Origin of the sequence: Amycolatopsis sp. NPDC049868, assembly GCF_044461365.1 — a bacterium.
GTDB lineage: Bacteria > Actinomycetota > Actinomycetes > Mycobacteriales > Pseudonocardiaceae > Amycolatopsis.
This window is the reverse complement of record NZ_JBITKV010000011.1, coordinates 288,197-303,036: the sequence shown is the minus strand read 5'-3', so window position 1 is coordinate 303,036 and position 14,840 is coordinate 288,197. Positions and strand designations below refer to the sequence as shown.

General features: G+C 67.4%; 16 protein-coding genes. 6 read left to right on the top strand and 10 right to left on the bottom strand.

Features of this window, described 5'->3' with window-relative positions; all coding sequences use genetic code 11:
* Positions 1-8: 8 nt before the first annotated feature.
* Complete coding sequence (locus tag ACIBTM_RS35720; RefSeq protein WP_395881557.1) at positions 9-887, bottom strand: phosphotransferase; 879 nt, start codon at positions 885-887, stop codon at positions 9-11.
* Positions 880-2,142 (bottom strand): hypothetical protein, encoded by a 1,263-nt coding sequence (locus ACIBTM_RS35715; protein ID WP_395881556.1) that lies wholly within the window; start codon positions 2,140-2,142, stop codon positions 880-882. Before ACIBTM_RS35715 ends, ACIBTM_RS35720 begins: the two co-directional genes overlap by 8 nt.
* Before the next feature lie 955 nt (positions 2,143-3,097).
* Here ACIBTM_RS35715 and ACIBTM_RS35710 point away from each other — a divergent pair.
* From ACIBTM_RS35710 to ACIBTM_RS35695, 4 genes are all read left to right on the top strand, one after another.
* On the top strand, positions 3,098-3,298 hold the full coding sequence (locus tag ACIBTM_RS35710) for a hypothetical protein (protein ID WP_395881555.1): 201 nt from the start codon (positions 3,098-3,100) through the stop codon (positions 3,296-3,298).
* A gap of 124 nt (positions 3,299-3,422) precedes the next feature.
* Positions 3,423-3,926 (top strand): hypothetical protein, encoded by a 504-nt coding sequence (locus tag ACIBTM_RS35705; protein ID WP_395881554.1) that lies wholly within the window; start codon positions 3,423-3,425, stop codon positions 3,924-3,926.
* A 398-nt stretch (positions 3,927-4,324) separates the two neighbouring features.
* Positions 4,325-4,639, top strand: coding sequence for a hypothetical protein (locus ACIBTM_RS35700; RefSeq protein ID WP_395881553.1), 315 nt, complete (start codon positions 4,325-4,327; stop codon positions 4,637-4,639).
* 247 nt (positions 4,640-4,886) lie between these two features.
* Complete coding sequence (locus ACIBTM_RS35695) at positions 4,887-5,336, top strand: SUKH-3 domain-containing protein (protein WP_395881552.1); 450 nt, start codon at positions 4,887-4,889, stop codon at positions 5,334-5,336.
* Positions 5,337-5,493: 157 nt separating this feature from the next.
* Here the strand turns inward: ACIBTM_RS35695 and ACIBTM_RS35690 are convergent, their stop codons facing one another.
* The 7 genes from ACIBTM_RS35690 to ACIBTM_RS35660 form a co-directional block, all read right to left on the bottom strand.
* On the bottom strand, positions 5,494-5,817 hold the full coding sequence (locus ACIBTM_RS35690; protein WP_395881551.1) for a helix-turn-helix domain-containing protein: 324 nt from the start codon (positions 5,815-5,817) through the stop codon (positions 5,494-5,496).
* A 76-nt stretch (positions 5,818-5,893) separates the two neighbouring features.
* Positions 5,894-6,628 carry a Scr1 family TA system antitoxin-like transcriptional regulator gene (locus tag ACIBTM_RS35685; protein ID WP_395881550.1) on the bottom strand — a complete coding sequence of 245 codons (735 nt, stop codon included), beginning with the start codon at positions 6,626-6,628 and terminating at the stop codon, positions 5,894-5,896.
* A gap of 74 nt (positions 6,629-6,702) precedes the next feature.
* Positions 6,703-7,422: a hypothetical protein gene (locus tag ACIBTM_RS35680; protein ID WP_395881549.1), complete on the bottom strand. Its 720-nt coding sequence runs from the start codon at positions 7,420-7,422 to the stop codon at positions 6,703-6,705.
* Between the two features lie 138 nt (positions 7,423-7,560).
* A complete protein-coding gene (locus tag ACIBTM_RS35675) occupies positions 7,561-8,184 on the bottom strand; it encodes a DUF3558 domain-containing protein (RefSeq protein ID WP_395881548.1) in 624 nt (207 codons plus the stop codon).
* Complete coding sequence (locus ACIBTM_RS35670; protein WP_395881547.1) at positions 8,181-9,092, bottom strand: hypothetical protein; 912 nt, start codon at positions 9,090-9,092, stop codon at positions 8,181-8,183. The genes ACIBTM_RS35675 and ACIBTM_RS35670 overlap by 4 nt, the downstream gene beginning before the upstream one ends.
* Entirely contained in the window at positions 9,089-9,469 is a 381-nt protein-coding gene (locus ACIBTM_RS35665; RefSeq protein ID WP_395881546.1) for a hypothetical protein, read from the bottom strand. Before ACIBTM_RS35665 ends, ACIBTM_RS35670 begins: the two co-directional genes overlap by 4 nt.
* 36 nt (positions 9,470-9,505) lie before the next feature.
* A complete protein-coding gene (locus ACIBTM_RS35660; protein ID WP_395881545.1) occupies positions 9,506-10,576 on the bottom strand; it encodes a hypothetical protein in 1,071 nt (356 codons plus the stop codon).
* An 855-nt stretch (positions 10,577-11,431) separates the two neighbouring features.
* On the opposite strand from ACIBTM_RS35660, the gene ACIBTM_RS35655 reads away from it, so the two are divergent.
* Positions 11,432-12,676 carry a helix-turn-helix domain-containing protein gene (locus tag ACIBTM_RS35655; RefSeq protein WP_395881544.1) on the top strand — a complete coding sequence of 415 codons (1,245 nt, stop codon included), beginning with the start codon at positions 11,432-11,434 and terminating at the stop codon, positions 12,674-12,676.
* On the opposite strand, the gene ACIBTM_RS35650 is transcribed toward ACIBTM_RS35655, so the two are convergent.
* A complete protein-coding gene (locus ACIBTM_RS35650) occupies positions 12,677-13,318 on the bottom strand; it encodes an HAD family hydrolase (protein WP_395881543.1) in 642 nt (213 codons plus the stop codon).
* A gap of 269 nt (positions 13,319-13,587) precedes the next feature.
* On the opposite strand from ACIBTM_RS35650, the gene ACIBTM_RS35645 reads away from it, so the two are divergent.
* Complete coding sequence (locus ACIBTM_RS35645) at positions 13,588-14,820, top strand: helix-turn-helix transcriptional regulator (RefSeq protein ID WP_395881542.1); 1,233 nt, start codon at positions 13,588-13,590, stop codon at positions 14,818-14,820.
* The last annotated feature ends 20 nt before the right edge of the window (positions 14,821-14,840 follow it).

Below are 14,840 nucleotides of genomic sequence, written 5' to 3'. Positions count from 1 at the left end.
TCGCCGGTCTAGGCGGCGCGCCAGGAGGAGTTGTCTCGTCGGCGCAGGGACGCGATCCGGGTGTCGAGTTCGTTGACGGCGTCGGTGTCGCCGTGCTGGGCGCGGCGGATGAAGGAGCCGAGTGTGTGCAGGTCGCGCAAGCCGGTCAGTGTGGCCATGCCGGGCCAGTCGCGGGGGTCGTAGCCGTAGGCGGTGGTGAAGGCGTCGAGTTCGGCGGTGCTGCGCCCGAACCGGATCCCGCCTTGCAGGGTGGGCGCGAGGTCGAGTTCGCGGGGGCCGAAGGCGGGTTCGTCCCAGTCGCCGAGTAGTGCGGTGTGTCCGTCCCAGAGGGTGTTGCCGGGGTAGGCGTCGCCGTGCAGCATCCCGACGCCGAGCGGAAACTCGAGGTCGGCGTATTCGGTGAGCAGGCGGTGGCGTTCGGCGACCAGCCAGGCTTTGTCGTCGTCGGACAAGGTGTCCGAGGAGGTCACGAGGTCCGCGAAGTGCCGCAGTGGCGCGGCCGTGGGCAGGTCGATGGGCGGTGCGGGCAAGGCGTGCAGCAGCCGGAGCAGCGTTCCGAGGTGCCGGGCGCTGGGCAGGCCTCGCTGGGTTTGGTCGTAGTGCTTCCAGAAGGTGACGACAAAGGCGCCGGCGGCGATCGGCTGGCTGACCTCGGCTGGTTCGGTGCACGGGAAGTCGTGGGCGCGGAGCCAGCGGGTGAGGTGGATAGCGCGCTCCGCGCTGGCCCAGGCGGTGTGCGGGGCGATCTTGGCGATCAGGCCCTGGCCAGGGCCGGGGATGCGGTAGACGGTGGTGGCGTGCCGCCGCAGCAGGACCGCGTCACCGGGGTCAAGGCCCGCTTCGCGGCACGCGTGGGCCAGGGCGGCGGTGTCCGGGTGATCAGGCACTAGCCGATGGTAGTGCTCGGGGCGCCTGCCGGGCCGCGGTCAGGTAGCCGGTGAGGCGGTCGGTGAGCTCGGCGGCGTCGCCGTGACGACGCCCGGCGAGGGCGTGTGCGTCCGCGCGCAGGCCTCCGATGGCGGTGTCGATCTGCCGGATCCGGAGCTGCGGGTCCAGGGTGAGGACGGGCTCTGCGGCGGCGAGAGCGCCTGCGACGTCGCCTTGGCCGAGCCGGGCGCGGGTCACGTCCAGTCGGGCGAGTGCTTCGTCGTCGTAGGAGCGGTCTTCCAGGGGGCCGGTTTCGTAGCCGTTGATCGCGGTCGAAGAGTGGTGTTCGGCCCGCTCGTAGTCGCCGAGCAGCGTCAGGGCCCCTCCTTGGTAGTAGGTCAGCTTCGTCGCCGGGAAGCTGAGTAGCCCGCCGAAGTGGACGACGTCGTCGCGGGCGGCGGGTGCCGGGTCGAGGTCGCCGAGGCGGGCGAGTGCGTCGCGTGCGGCCGGGGTGTCTCCGGCTCGTGCGGCTGACCTGGCGGCGATCGCCAGCAGCCGCTGGTGCGATTGCGCGCTGACGGGGTACTGGAGGCCTTCGCGGGCTCGTGTGGCGGCTTCCCCGGGGCGGGAGGACCACTCGAGCATGAGTGCCGCGGAGCCCAGCGTCCAGGCCCGCAGCGCGTCACTGTCCGCGACGTTCGCGAAGGTGCTCGCCGACCGCAGCTGCTGCAGGGCCGCTTTCTGGTCGCCCGCGTTCTGGCTGGCGTGCGCGAGCAGCAGGCATAGCACTCCGGACAGGAGGGTCGCTTCGTGTGCGCTGCGCGGGCGGTGCGCGGTCTGGGTGATGGCCGCCAGGGTCTTCTGCGCGTCGCGGAGGTCGTCGACCACGGTGGACAGTGGCGTGTGGACGTAGGCGACGGCGATCCTGCACAGCTCGTCGCGCAGGTAGCTCAGCTGTTCGTCGCTGGAGGCCAGCTGGGCGGCCTCGTCGGCCATCGTCATCGACAGCGTCGCGCCGTCCCGGATCTGACCGCCCAGATCGAGCCGCTCAGGGGCGCCGACCGGCTCGCCGGGTCCGGCGGCCACGGTGGCCCAGAACCGGTTCTTCGCCTCGCCGGTGGCCTGGTTCAGGGCCACGGTCAGCAGCTCTTGCGCTTCCCTGCCCGGTGTGACCGAGGATCCGGGGGCGCTCCAGTGGTTGACGGTGCTGGGGCTCAGTCCGAGATGCTCGGCAAACGTAGCCAGGTTCAGGTTCAGCGCCGTTTTGAGAGCCATCGCCGATTGCGCCGTCCACCGGAAATTCATTGTCCACGCCCTCCCTATCCCGCTCCACTGTGCCGCCCGGAACCGTGAACTGCAATAGGGCTGCAACGCGCATTGCAGTGCGCTGCAAGTGGCTGCAACGCCACGGGGTTCCGCGGCAGGCGCGAGCGAGGCACGCTCACAGCACGGCCGGGACACCAGGAACGCACTGGTTATCTGGCCGGCACCAACGGATTCCGGTCAATTTCCGGCCGTGGATCCGGGAAGAGACGACTACGCGAGGAACAGCGTGACCTCCGACAGCCCTAACACCTGCCTCATGGTGGCCATTATTCACCAGGACGACGTCCTGCAATGCACCCTGACACCGCCATTCCAGGAAACGGAATGGCAATTGCCCTCGGTTCCCCACGTACCGGAAAGTTCGCTCGAACACGCCGCCACGTGGCTTCTGTCGGATTGGGGTTTCCCCCGAACCCCGGTACACCGGCTCGGAGCCACCAGCCAGACAGCGCAGGGAATGGTGCAGGCCGGGACGCTGGTGATGGCCAGGGTCACCACACGCACGGATCTGCGCATGCGGGCCCCGGAGGTCCGAGGAGTGCGATGGCGTCATCTGCGCGACAGTTCCCCCGGCTCGCGAAGTGCCGCCGACCGCGTCCTGGAAACCCTCCCCCTCGCAGCTGAGGAGACACCGGCCGCACCAGCCACCGCGCAACCCTCCCTCTGCGCACCGCCGGAGAGCACGGGGTGAGACCCGGCTCGCCCGCGGCAGTACGACAACCCTCTCGAACTCGAATGTCACCACGACCAGGTGCTCCGCGCCGTGCGCGCCGTGACCAGCTCGCTGCCAGGCGGCCCCCGACGCCGGCAGCGCAGGCGGCCGCCACCGTCCGGCGCCTCCCGCCCCGGCGCGGAGCACCCACCCCCAATGCCACGCTCACCGCCCTTCGAGGAGCTGATCCCCGTGACACACCAGACCACTGCCCCACCCACCAGCACCGTGCTCGTCGTCGAGCATGGTGTGTCCTTCGCCGTCGGAGGCCACTGCTGCGACACCTGGGCCTGGGAGCACGCCGGTTACCAATGCGACCACGGCTTCATCATGTGGCCGTCACAGATCGTCGAGGCCCGCCGTGCCGCCTCCGGCCAGGACGCCCCCCGATGAACACGACACGGCGCTCCCAGGCCGCGCGGCTCGCGCACCCGGCCGCGGACCATCCGGCTCACGGCGCCGTGCCCGTCCTGGCCGTCCCGCCCCGTCTCCTGCCCGGCCGCTAGGCCACCGCACCGTGCACCCGGATCCCGTCCGCTGCGGCGACTGCGCCCGCGACCACCACACCTGGGGACCGGCCGACACCGAGCCGGAGCGCGACGTCACCGCCTGGACCGTACGCCTGACCCGACGACACTGCGTCTGCCGCTGTGATTGCGGGAAAAGCGAAACCACCGTCGTCGCCCGCTCCCGCCGCGCTGACCCGCCCACCGCCTACCTGCCGTTGGCCGGATCTCTAGACCTCGCACGAGAGCGCGCGGTGATGCTGGCACCCACGGTGCCACGGCACAGACTGCCCGCCGTCGCCGTGCTCGCCGCCGATCTGCTCCCCTACCGCCCGCTGCCCTTGCGGCTGGCACGGCCCGTGGTCCCGTTCGCCGCCGCACGACCGGTACACCGGCCCCTGTCTGGCCCTGACCTCGCCGTCGTCGAACGCGTGCTCGCGAAGCTTCGCCAGCTGCCCACGAAAGGCCCCAAACACGTGCCCCCGACCAATCCAAACCCCGGCCCGCCCTCGTGAGCCCGGTCGGAGCGGTTCCGGCACTACCGTGGATCGGCACGCTCGTCACGGCCGTCATCGACGGGCACACCATCACCGGCAAAGTCATGCCCTACCAGCACTCCCGGCTCTCCCAGACGACCTTTCCCGTCGCCTTCGGGGCACGATGGCGCACCATGACCGCTGCCACGGTCACCGAGCTTCCCCACCAGCCACCAGGCCGCCGGGAACCTGACCGGATCGGAGAATGCGCCCCCACCGCCGCGACGAGATTCGGCCCTCTGGTCCTCATAGCGGCCGACCCGGACACCTGCGAGCCGGTCATTCCCGCGCAACGCTCCACCACCGTGGACACGCAACCGGTGATGCCGTTGCGTTCGCGGTCGGCGACAACATCGTCTTCCACATAAGGAGAAGCCGTGACATACGTCCTCGCGCAGACGTTCACCGACGAGGTGATGACGCGTCTCGACAGCTACGACCGTGCCGCGCACCACGCCGATACCGCACCCCTGCAACAACTGGCGCAGGCAGTGCTGCTGCTGACCGGCGCGCTGCGGGCCTTGCTGGATCAGCACCAGATCGACACCAACGGCGACTGCGAAGCATGTCCCCGCCCGCAGTGGCGGCGCCGGACCCGGTGTGAACTCCCGCTCAAGCTCAATGTCCTGCTCACCGACCTGAGCAACATCGCTGAAGCCACCGGCCGACACGCCCTGCGCCCCACCCGCTGAACCGGACGCAACTAGACAGGCGGAGTACCTCGACGGCCATTCAGGACGCCTCGATTTCCTCCCTGCCCGTGCCCAACGGCGCACCGTCGGACAAGAGCCTGAACGAGCGCACGGTGGCCGTTGACGTTCTGCTCCTAATACGGTCGTCGGCGGTGGCCTCGACGGTGAGAGACCTACCTCGCCGAAGAAAGTCCGCCTACGGGATAGGGTGAACGTTCAGATCGGGGTGTGATGTGGGGGCGGGCGAATGACCAGATTCTCGGCGGAGGTCGAACACGTGCTCCGGTCTTCTGGCTGGGAACCAGGGAGGCATGTTGATACCACTGTCTGGCGGCGCACACTGGAAGCTGACGGACTGGTGCACATGCACGAGGCCGCTGAACGATTCCTCGCTGAGTTCGGCGGCTTGCGGGTGAACCTCAGTGGCGGCGGCGTCTCGCGAGCCCGAGAGCCCTTCGAGTTCAACCCTGGCGACGTCGAGTCGGAGACGGACAGGTTCGCCGACTGGGGCACCCATCTCGGCATGAACCTCTTCCCGATCGGCGAATTCGATCGCGGTCGCTACTTCCTCGGAATCTCGGAGCACGCTGAGATCGTCCTCGTGGAAACCTGGGTAGCGAGCTTCGGAACCGGTGATACAGGACTGGAAAACCTGATTCTCGGTGTCGCACCCAAAGTCATCTCGGAAACCTCATGACCGTGCAGCGATATCGCGTCCTGCCGTCGGTGGGTGGATACGCACTCCTGCGCGGGTTTTGCCGTCGTGGCGTTTCGGGCCGGTGCCGCATCCGTGTGTCGCCCGACTGTTGTTAGGTTCCGGAAACCCCCGCGGTATCCAGAATGACGCCGTCGTCTCACCAGTATCGCTGGCCGCCGCTGGATGGTCTCCCGGTTGAACGGAGCACGACGCCTTCGGCGAGCAGCACCCGCCGCGCCTGGGAGTAGCTCATATTGTGCTGCTCAGCCAACGTGCGGATCGATCGACCGCGGAAGTAGTCGTTGACCATGCCGTCAGGAGTCGGTGGCAACATGCGCCTGGGTGGCCGCAGCTTGACTCCCGCCTGCAGCAGCTCCGCGCGCACAAGCCGGTAGCTGAAGGGGTACTCGGCTGCCAGGCTTTCAATGGTTCTTCCCTCGCGGTACTTTCGCGCCAGCTCACGGACTGTCGCCGGATCCACGGCACGGCTGGGGCGGGAGGAGACCGCTGGCCGGCCCGATCCCGGTACGCGCTCGTCACTGCTGTGAGCGCCCACGTCACCGAGACCGTTTCGTGCCGCCGCTGCCTATGGCGCCGGTCGAATGGTCACCATCCGTTGGGGCGCGGGCGGCCAGTTCCTCACAGCGTCGGATCGCGTCGCGGATCCGCTCCCGGCTGCCGTCGCGGTCGAGACTGGCGTCGCTCAGCTCGGCGAACCGCCGCGTGTAGTAGCCGGCTCCGCGGACATCAGGGATCTCGTCGCGGACGATGTGGATCCGGCTGGGAGTCGGCGCGTCCGCGAACACCGTCTCCCGCCCGTCGGCGTCGGTCACGATCGTGAACGCGGGCCCCGGCGTGCCGCCTAGGACTGGCCCGAATGCGGGGTCCGGCGTCAGCGCCAGCCGCGCTCCGAAGTGCAGGAACCGCACGGTGCAGGCCCGCTCGTCGATGCGGTCTGCCAGCCAGCGCAGTTGAGCGGTCGCGACACGAGGTTCGCCTCGCCCGTACTCCAGCGCCGTCAGCGCGCTCTCGTTGACCACAAAGGACGCCTCGGCCGGAGGATCACGGCGCAGCACGGCCAAGCGCCGCGGTTGCAGGACTGCACCCGCGATCGCGGGCAACGGCGTGAACGCTGTCCGCATCGACCGCATCTGCTCGGCGTAGGCGCCGTCCATCAGCAGGTCGGGGAACTCCAGCCCGCCGTAGGAGCGGATCGACACCGCGGTTTCTTCAGCCCGGCATAACGCGACAGCGTCGGCACGAATGCGGTCGAGTGTGTTCGTCGTGGTCACGTCTTCTCCGTTCTCCGGCGGATTCTGGCGCTCACCGGTTCGCCTCGCCGGTGGGCGCACACGAGGAGGTAGGGTCACGGCACCTGCACGATTTGACGAGCGTCGGCAGCGAGGACCAGCACGGTCCAGGCCGATCGCTCGACCCCCGTCATTTCTTGCCATCGGGTGCCGAATGCCCGCGGATCGTCGCGCCAGGACGCCGCAGGATCCAGCGCACGGACCCGGCGGCGGACCAGGATGTCACCGGGCTCGAGGCAGCGGAAGTCGCCGCTGAGGTCTGCGACCGCAGCCCCGGCGATCACCGATCCGAGCCGCGGCACATGCCCGAGGATCGTGGCGAACGTGTCGCACGGAACGGTCCGCCACCGGAACTCCAGCTCGCGGGCGACCCACGCCGCAGTGCGCAGGCGATCACGAACATGGCCGAGCCCGGACACCTCGAACACCTCCGCCGACAACTCCAGAATCACTTGAGGTGAGGGAAAAAGACTCGCCCGGCCCAGTGGCGTGGCATAGCTCGTCCCGAATCCCGCCGCGGTGTCCCGATAGACCGCGCGGGCGCGCTCGGCCGGCATGGTGCACCGCAGGATCGCGCCGACCAGCGCGTCCCACAGATCACCGGACCGAACCCGAGCCACCGGCCCCGCCTCCAGCAGAACCTCACGCAGACCCGGGCCAGAGTCGGCGAGTATGGCCGGATCGACGACGTCGACCCGCGGGTCAGTATCGGGTGGCCCGTCGACGAGTTCGAGGTCGATCTGATGGCCGCCGCCCCGCGACGGGGTAGCCGTCACCAGCCACACCGCGTCCGCCGAGCACAGCTGCCGCCGCAGCCGCCCCTGGCCATCCAGCCGCCATCCGGGATGGTCGCATCACCGACGGCCGCCGGCCAGCCCGGTCGCGCCCGGTGGCTTCAGGTGCCATCGGCGCTGTCACCGTCCCACCTGCTTCCGCAAGGAGGTGACGACCAGCTCGGCGGCCTTCCCGGTCGCCGCGCACACGTCACGGGTGTCGCCCACGCGGCCGATCAGCGAGACCCCAACCGCCGCATCGTCGGCCAGGCCGACCGTCACCGTGCAGTACCACTGCGCATCCTGGGTCGTGGCCACCGCCGGGAAGCCGCCCACCGTCAGCTCCCGCCACACCCCGCCTTCCTCCGCGCTCCGCGACGGATAGACCGCGCTCAGGCCCTGCCTGTAGGTCGTCGCGTAGACCACCCGCACGGTCCGCGCGGTCACCGGGTCCTCCCACTGACACGTCGGCCCGGCCGGTTCGGTCCGGTCGGGACTACCGATGGCCTCGATCCGCAGAACCTGCGTGACCTGGGGCGGGGTGAGGGCGGTCGCGCACGGATGCCCGGCCAGCACCGCGGACGGCAGCGGGTCACGCACGGCCGGTGCCCCCGCGTACGGCGGCACCTGGCTCAGCGGCCCGATCGTCCGAGTTGTCGTCGGCGACGGCGGCGGGCTCACCGGAGCAGGGCCGCATCCGGCCACGACCGTCGCGAACAGCAGCATCACGCTCAGCCCGCCCGCCGACCTGGCCAGCCTGGTCATGCTGCCGCCTCCACGATGACGTCACCGCTGACCATCAAATGGTCATTCGGTGTCGCACCCTTACCGAGGAGCGGATGGCCATGGACCACGTACGAGCCGGGGTCGAACCGGGCCGGTGACCGCTTCGAAAGCACGATGCGATCGATCCGCAGCGCGGTCCCCGGCTCGGTCGTCGTCGGGGTGAAGTCGCCTGCGACCTGGCCCGCGTCCCACCACCCATGCTCCAGGAACCGGTCCAACCCGGTGTTCGTACCCCAGGTTCCGTCCGCGCGGCGGATGCCCTTTTGACTGCGCATCCACGGACGGCCCACCCGGTCGCAACGCGCACTCCAGTCCTCGTACACCGTCTCCCCCTCAGCCGAGCTGGTCGTGTTGAAGTCACCAGCGTAGAGCGCGTTCTCCGACGCGACCTGACCGTCCTGATCCGCCTGCTCGGTCAAACCGCTCGGGCCGCGGGATCCGTTCCAGTGCACGCATTTCAACCGGAACGGGTGACCGTTGATGGTGGCGGTGAGGGTGTTGGCCAGCTGGGTCCGCCTGCCGCCGAGCCGATACCAGGTGTCCGGCTGGACGGTACGGGGATCGACGAACAATCCGGGGACGTTGACCGAGCCCGGGACCTCGGAAATCCAGGCACGGTAGGGGACTTCGCCGAACTTACGGCCATCGGGCCCCGGGGTCGTCCACAGCGAGCCGAGCAGCTTGAGGACCTCCTCGAGCGGATCCGGATCGTGGGGCGTGCCGGTGTAATGGGTGCACTCGGACAAATACAGCGCGTGCGGCGCTTCCTTCAGCGAACACAAGGTCGCCGCCAGCTTGTCGTGATCGTGAAACCTCGTCCGACGGTTGAACCCGGCGCGTTTCACGTTCGCTGTCGCGGTCCGTAGCCGTAACTCGGTGCCCGTCATGCCGTCTCTCCCCTCGTCGACCGCGTTCTCAACGCGGCCGTCAATCGTTCTTTCCGTGCCTCACGCGCGTTCCGGGCCAACCACGACCGCACGCGTGCCTCCGGCACACCGACCAGGACCGCGATATCGACCACAGGAACGCCGTGCGCCCGCCACTCCAAGACCGTCCACAAGCGATACGGCGACCGCTCATAACGCGGTATCCACCGCACGAACGCGCGGCTGCCCTCCCCAGGCCCGAACCAGTCGGCGTCCGGGATACCGTCGCCGTCCGCCTCGATGACAAGCTCACCGATCGTCGGCCACCACGCGGACCGGCGACTCACGCTGCTGCGCCGCCACGGCATCCGCGCCGCGATCGCGTCGAGGCCCGGCATCACGCCACTCCCCCGACAGGTCCGTACACACGGCCGCTATCCACCGGCACGCCCCAGGGAGCCGCTGACGATCTCGGCCGGGGCATACCGGACCAGCACCGGCAGATGATCCGACGCCTTCTTCGCCAGCGGGCTTGCGATCACCTCGCACGACACCAGCCCGGACACGACGTCAGGAGTGACGATCACGCTGTCGAACCGACGCGGCCCGCACGCCTGATCGCCGGACCAATGCCCCACGGTCGCCGCCCACGGCACCTTGAGCGCCGCGGCCGCGTCCACCAGGCCGCCATCACACAGCACCCGTCCCGCCGTCCGGTCCGCCTCCCAGCCCCGCGTCCCGTCGGCGTTGATCCACGTCCGGCACTGGACGACGAACTCGTGATCCCAGTCGACCGTGTGACACGGTTCGCCGTGCCGCACGTGGAATGGGTCGTGGTCGTACTCCGGCCACAGCCCGCCTGAGGCATGCGGAAGCCAGCCCGGCAGATCCGCCGCGACTCCGTTCCGGTCCAGCCCGACCAGCGTCGCCCGCCGGTGAGGCGGCCGGTACACCCGCTTCACCACCACCTCGCACTCGTCAGCGCGCTGACGCAGCCCATGCGGCCGCGCATGGAACGACCCGTGCGCCACCGGCTCCCGTACCCCGACGTCCAGGTCGAGCTGCAGATACGCATGCCACAACGCCTGACCTGCCACCACGGCGAACCCACCGGCCGGGCTCAGCTCGTCCGACCACAACAACCCCACGTGATACCGCTGATTGCCCACCCCGACGGCCGGCCGGTTCCGCTGATACTCACACCGCAAACCGGTCGCCTCAGCCAACGTCCGCAGCCGCCACCCCGCGCGCCCTGCCTTACTCCGCCGACCGGCCCCCGGCCACCAGCGACGACACCACCGTGTGCCGCCGCCCCCGACCGCCCGGTCGCCGGCGATCAACTCCTGCACCGCGACCACCAGCGCATCACCCACCTCGGCCGCCTCCGCCCGCTGCTGCCGGATCACCTTGTGGACAAGCTCAGCCCTCACAAGGTCCTCGCCGTAGGTGAACATGTTGTAGCTCATGAACCGGACCTGACCGGACCGCACAACACCTCCGCGCACACTGAATCCCCTCTACAAGCGCGAACGCCCGCCATCACACGGCGGACAAGCACCGTGATGTCTTCGTTCCCCGCACCGGGCTCGACCAGGCTTCCGCTGTGCGACAGCACGTCGCCCCAAACACTGATCACCTCTGTAACCGGCGCCCGCGCCACCACGTCCGCCAAGCGTCTGGCCGCGGCGCGGTGGGAGCGGGCCAGCTTGAACCTCTCTGGATCTCGCTGAAAGTCCAGCAGCTGACGACTTCCTTGCACCGAGGACCACCAGATTCGCGGCTCCGGAGGCGTTGAGTCAGCAGTAGGGATTACAGGTATCCAAGTGGTGGCAGCGTCCGTGACCATGTCAAGACACATTGGACAGTTGACGACAGACGCAGTCACAACGTACGAAGCCGCAGCTTGACTCCCCCGGTACACGCGTTCGGCGCGGTCCGAAGCACGTAAACACAACGGAACCAGGATCCGAAGGTCTAGCTGGGTCCCGAGATCGAGAACGTGCACGACTCCAGATGTCAGAGACCTTAATCGCTTGCTCGTGCGATGGACTTCACCACGGAATCCATGCTCGGCTGGCGGTGCTCGTAAACGCGGAAATGGGTAAGACCCATCATCACCAAGCAAGGCCGACGTCCAACATCCCATCAACTTGTGGCGTCACACCGCTCCGCCAGCACGGCTGTGTCCAATACCTCGTGACCATGGAATCCTTTTCACGTGCGTCGTCTGCTTCCGCTAGATCCTTCGCCTCTCGTTCCGCCGGCACCAGGCAATCCGACCGGGCATCTACCGGCAATCGACCGGCAATTGGTAGCCTCGACCTGCACCGATGCAGACTGCGGACGAGGGGAGGCCAGCAGTGGCAGAGCGACGAGACGACCTGATCGCCGCACGCGTAGCGGCTGGTCACACCCAAGAAAGCCTCGCCGAGGCCATCGACGTCTACCCCAAGTCCATACGCAACTGGGAACACGGCAACTCCACACCCACCCGCGACAACCAGCTACGCCTGGCCCCCGCCCTCAACCGCACACACCAAGAACTCCGCCTCATGCTCGGCCTCACACCACCAGCCATACCTGTCCACAGTTGGCAAATAGGGGCGCCGGAGAGCTCCGCCGCAGAGGGTGTCGTTCACGCGCAGATCCCGTATTTGCGGCGTGCACTTGATACCCGCGACGTGCCACCAGATGGCCAAACACGAACTCTGAACGAGCTCCGATCGATCGTTCAGTCCGTCGTCGAGCGGCGCTTGCAATCCGACTATGCGACCCTGTCCGCCGAGCTACCCGAGGTTCTTCACGAACTACATCGAGCAATCCTCATAGCACCGGGCAGCACCAAGCGCCAGTACGCCCGCCTGCTCGCATTCACCTATCGAGCGACGGATGCGATTGCCGACAAGTTCGGCTATTACGATCTGTCGGCGCGGATCATTCAGTCTCTCAGAGAATTCTCACTCCAGTCAGAGGACAGCCTTCTTGTCGGGACAAGTTCGTACGTCCGAGGCGAAATCTTCTTCGCATCTGAAGACCTCCAGGCAGGAAGGCGCATTCTTGAGGCCGCAGCGAATGACATCCGCTTTGGAGAGTCAGAAACGGCAGCCGCCACCTACGGCACACTGCACATGCGTGCCGCAGTCATGGCCGCACGCGCGGGGAACGCACTCCAGGCGCGTGACCACATCGAGGAAGCGCAGCAGGTCGCCCGGCTAGTAAATGAAGGCATTCACCTCGGTACTGCGTTTGGCGCGGCCTCCGTGCGTATCCATCGGCTGTCGCTTGCCGTCGAGATCGGCGACGCCGGTGAGGCTCTTCGTCTCGCGGGAGGCTGGCGTCCTCCCTTCGCTATGCCAGCGGAGCGTCGCTCACACTTCTACATCGACCTAGGGCGTGCCTCCCACCTCGCCGACCAGCCTGAGCGGGCGCTGAGCGCTTTCCAGAAAGCCTGGAAGATCGCTCCTGAACACGTTCGTGAGCATCCACAAGTCTTCGAGATCGTCGAGTACCTCAAGCCCGAAGCTCGCGGCGAACTGCGGGACGCCGTCAGTGATTTCGCGGCCAACCTGGTGAAACCGCAGGGCCAGAGTTCCTTCGGGCTGTAGTCAAGACGCAAGCAAATCGGGAAGTTCGGCGAGCGAGTCGATCACCCAGTCTGCGCTCTTGCGCACGATCGGGTCGTCTGCCCACAGATAGCCCAACGGGCCGCGCCGGATCAACACAGATCGCAACCCAGCCGCACGGGCAGGCACTACGTCATTGTCCCGATGATCACCGACGTAGAGGATCTCGTGAGGATTCCCGGGGGCGATCTCCTTGACCTTCTGAAAGAACCCGGGGTCCGGTTTGGCGACGTCCCATTCGCCGGAAGTGGCGATCGCGTCCACTGGCAATCCGAGCTGCCGGAGAAGCTTGGCCGACACAACTGTCTGGTTCCCCGCAATCCCGAGCCAATAGCCCGCTTCCTGCAGCGCCTCCAGTGTGGAACGCACGTCGGGATACAGGTCTGATTCCTCGATCCGCTCGCCGACCCCAGCGTCCTCCCGCAACTGGCGCTCGACGGCCAGATCAAATCCCGGGCGAATGAGCTGGAACGCCTCAGAGTTATTGCGACCGGCAGCCGTGACCGCACCTACAAGGCCAGACAGGGTATTCAACGGAACGCCGAGCCAATCAGCCCATGCGCCCCACTCCCGGTCATCCTTGAGTAAAGTCTCACCCACGTCGAAAACGACTGAACGGATCACTCTTCTCCTACACGTCGTCCACCCACGGCCAGTTCAACGCCACAAGCTTGCCATGACCTCGTCCTCCCACAACAACGATGGCCGCCTTGACCAGGCGATCGTTCGGCGTGCACCTGTCGACCCCACATGACGAAAGACTGACGACCTCGGCGACTCTGCAACACTTCGATCCCAGACGCGCACGCTGACCGGGCATCTACCGGCAATCGACCGGCAATTGGTAGCCTCGACCTGCACCGATGCAGACTGCGGACGAGGGGAGGCCAGCAGTGGCAGAGCGACGAGACGACCTGATCGCCGCACGCGTAGCGGCTGGTCACACCCAAGAAAGCCTCGCCGAGGCCATCGACGTCTACCCCAAGTCCATACGCAACTGGGAACACGGCAACTCCACACCCACCCGCGACAACCAGCTACGCCTGGCCCCCGCCCTCAACCGCACACACCAAGAACTCCGCCTCATGCTCGGCCTCACACCACCAGCCCAGGTCGCGCCGCCTGAAGCTCCTGAGTTTGAGGCACTCGCGATGTTCCCGACGTTAGACGCGCCACCTGCTGAGTTTCTGGCTCGGACGACGGTGGCCACTCCGGTCCCGAAGCGGATCGGACACGTGGATGTCGAGCAGGTTCAGGCGATCACCTGGGCCATTGCGATGTCGGAAAACAAGTTCGGCGGCGGGCCGGCGTGCGAGGCCGCCGCGGCCCAGTTGCGGTGGACGCAGCGTCTGCTATATGCCAGTGGAACGAATGAAGTTCGCCACGACATGTACGAGGCGGTAGCGAATCTGAGCGCTGTCGTCGCCCACACGGCGTTTGACATCGCGGATTACACAGCGGCGGACCGCTTCTTCCAGTTCGGCTTGTGGGCGGCGACCGAAGGCAAGGCGTGGCCTTTGCGGGCGAACATTCTGAGCGAGATCGCGCGCAAGCAGATCTACCTGGGCGAGTACGAGGATGCTCTGACCTCGATTGAGTACGCTCAGGTTCGATCAGACCGGCTTGCGAAAACTGGCCAGGCGATGCTCTGGGCGGTGCGCGCCAGGTTGCTCGCTTTGAATGGCCGAGGCGAGGAAACCGCGGCCGATGTCGACCGCGCTGATGAGTGTTTCGCCGCACGGACTCCCGCCGAGGATCCTCCCTGGTTGTGCTATTACGACGAGGCGGAACATCTTGGCTCGACCGGTAAGGCCATGCTGATCCAAGCACGGCGGACAAACCGTCCAGAGATCGCAGCTGGGCGACTGCAGTCGGCTATTCGTCTGCACGGCGACGCCTATCCACGCTCGCGGACCTTCTCTCGTATTCGGTTAGCCACACTCCTGATGACTTCAGGAGACCCCGTCGAAGCCGCAGCGATCGGAACTACAGCCGTCGAGGAGGCGAAGCAAATCAGTTCAAGGCGGATCTTCGAAGAACTGGCTCAGCTGGCGAGCGTCGCGACCAAACATGCCGCCCACGAGGAGGTCGCCACACTGCGCAGCGCCATCGCATCTCTCGCGTAGCACATCCCTGGGACTATGGC

Coding starts and splice junctions, on each gene's coding strand:
- ACIBTM_RS35715 (WP_395881556.1), bottom strand. CDS start 2,142: ATGGCTCTCAAAACGGCGCTGAACCTGAACCTGGCTACGTTTGCCGAG.
- ACIBTM_RS35695 (WP_395881552.1), top strand. CDS start 4,887: ATGACCAGATTCTCGGCGGAGGTCGAACACGTGCTCCGGTCTTCTGGC.
- ACIBTM_RS35675 (WP_395881548.1), bottom strand. CDS start 8,184: ATGACCAGGCTGGCCAGGTCGGCGGGCGGGCTGAGCGTGATGCTGCTG.
- ACIBTM_RS35670 (WP_395881547.1), bottom strand. CDS start 9,092: ATGACGGGCACCGAGTTACGGCTACGGACCGCGACAGCGAACGTGAAA.
- ACIBTM_RS35665 (WP_395881546.1), bottom strand. CDS start 9,469: ATGCCGGGCCTCGACGCGATCGCGGCGCGGATGCCGTGGCGGCGCAGC.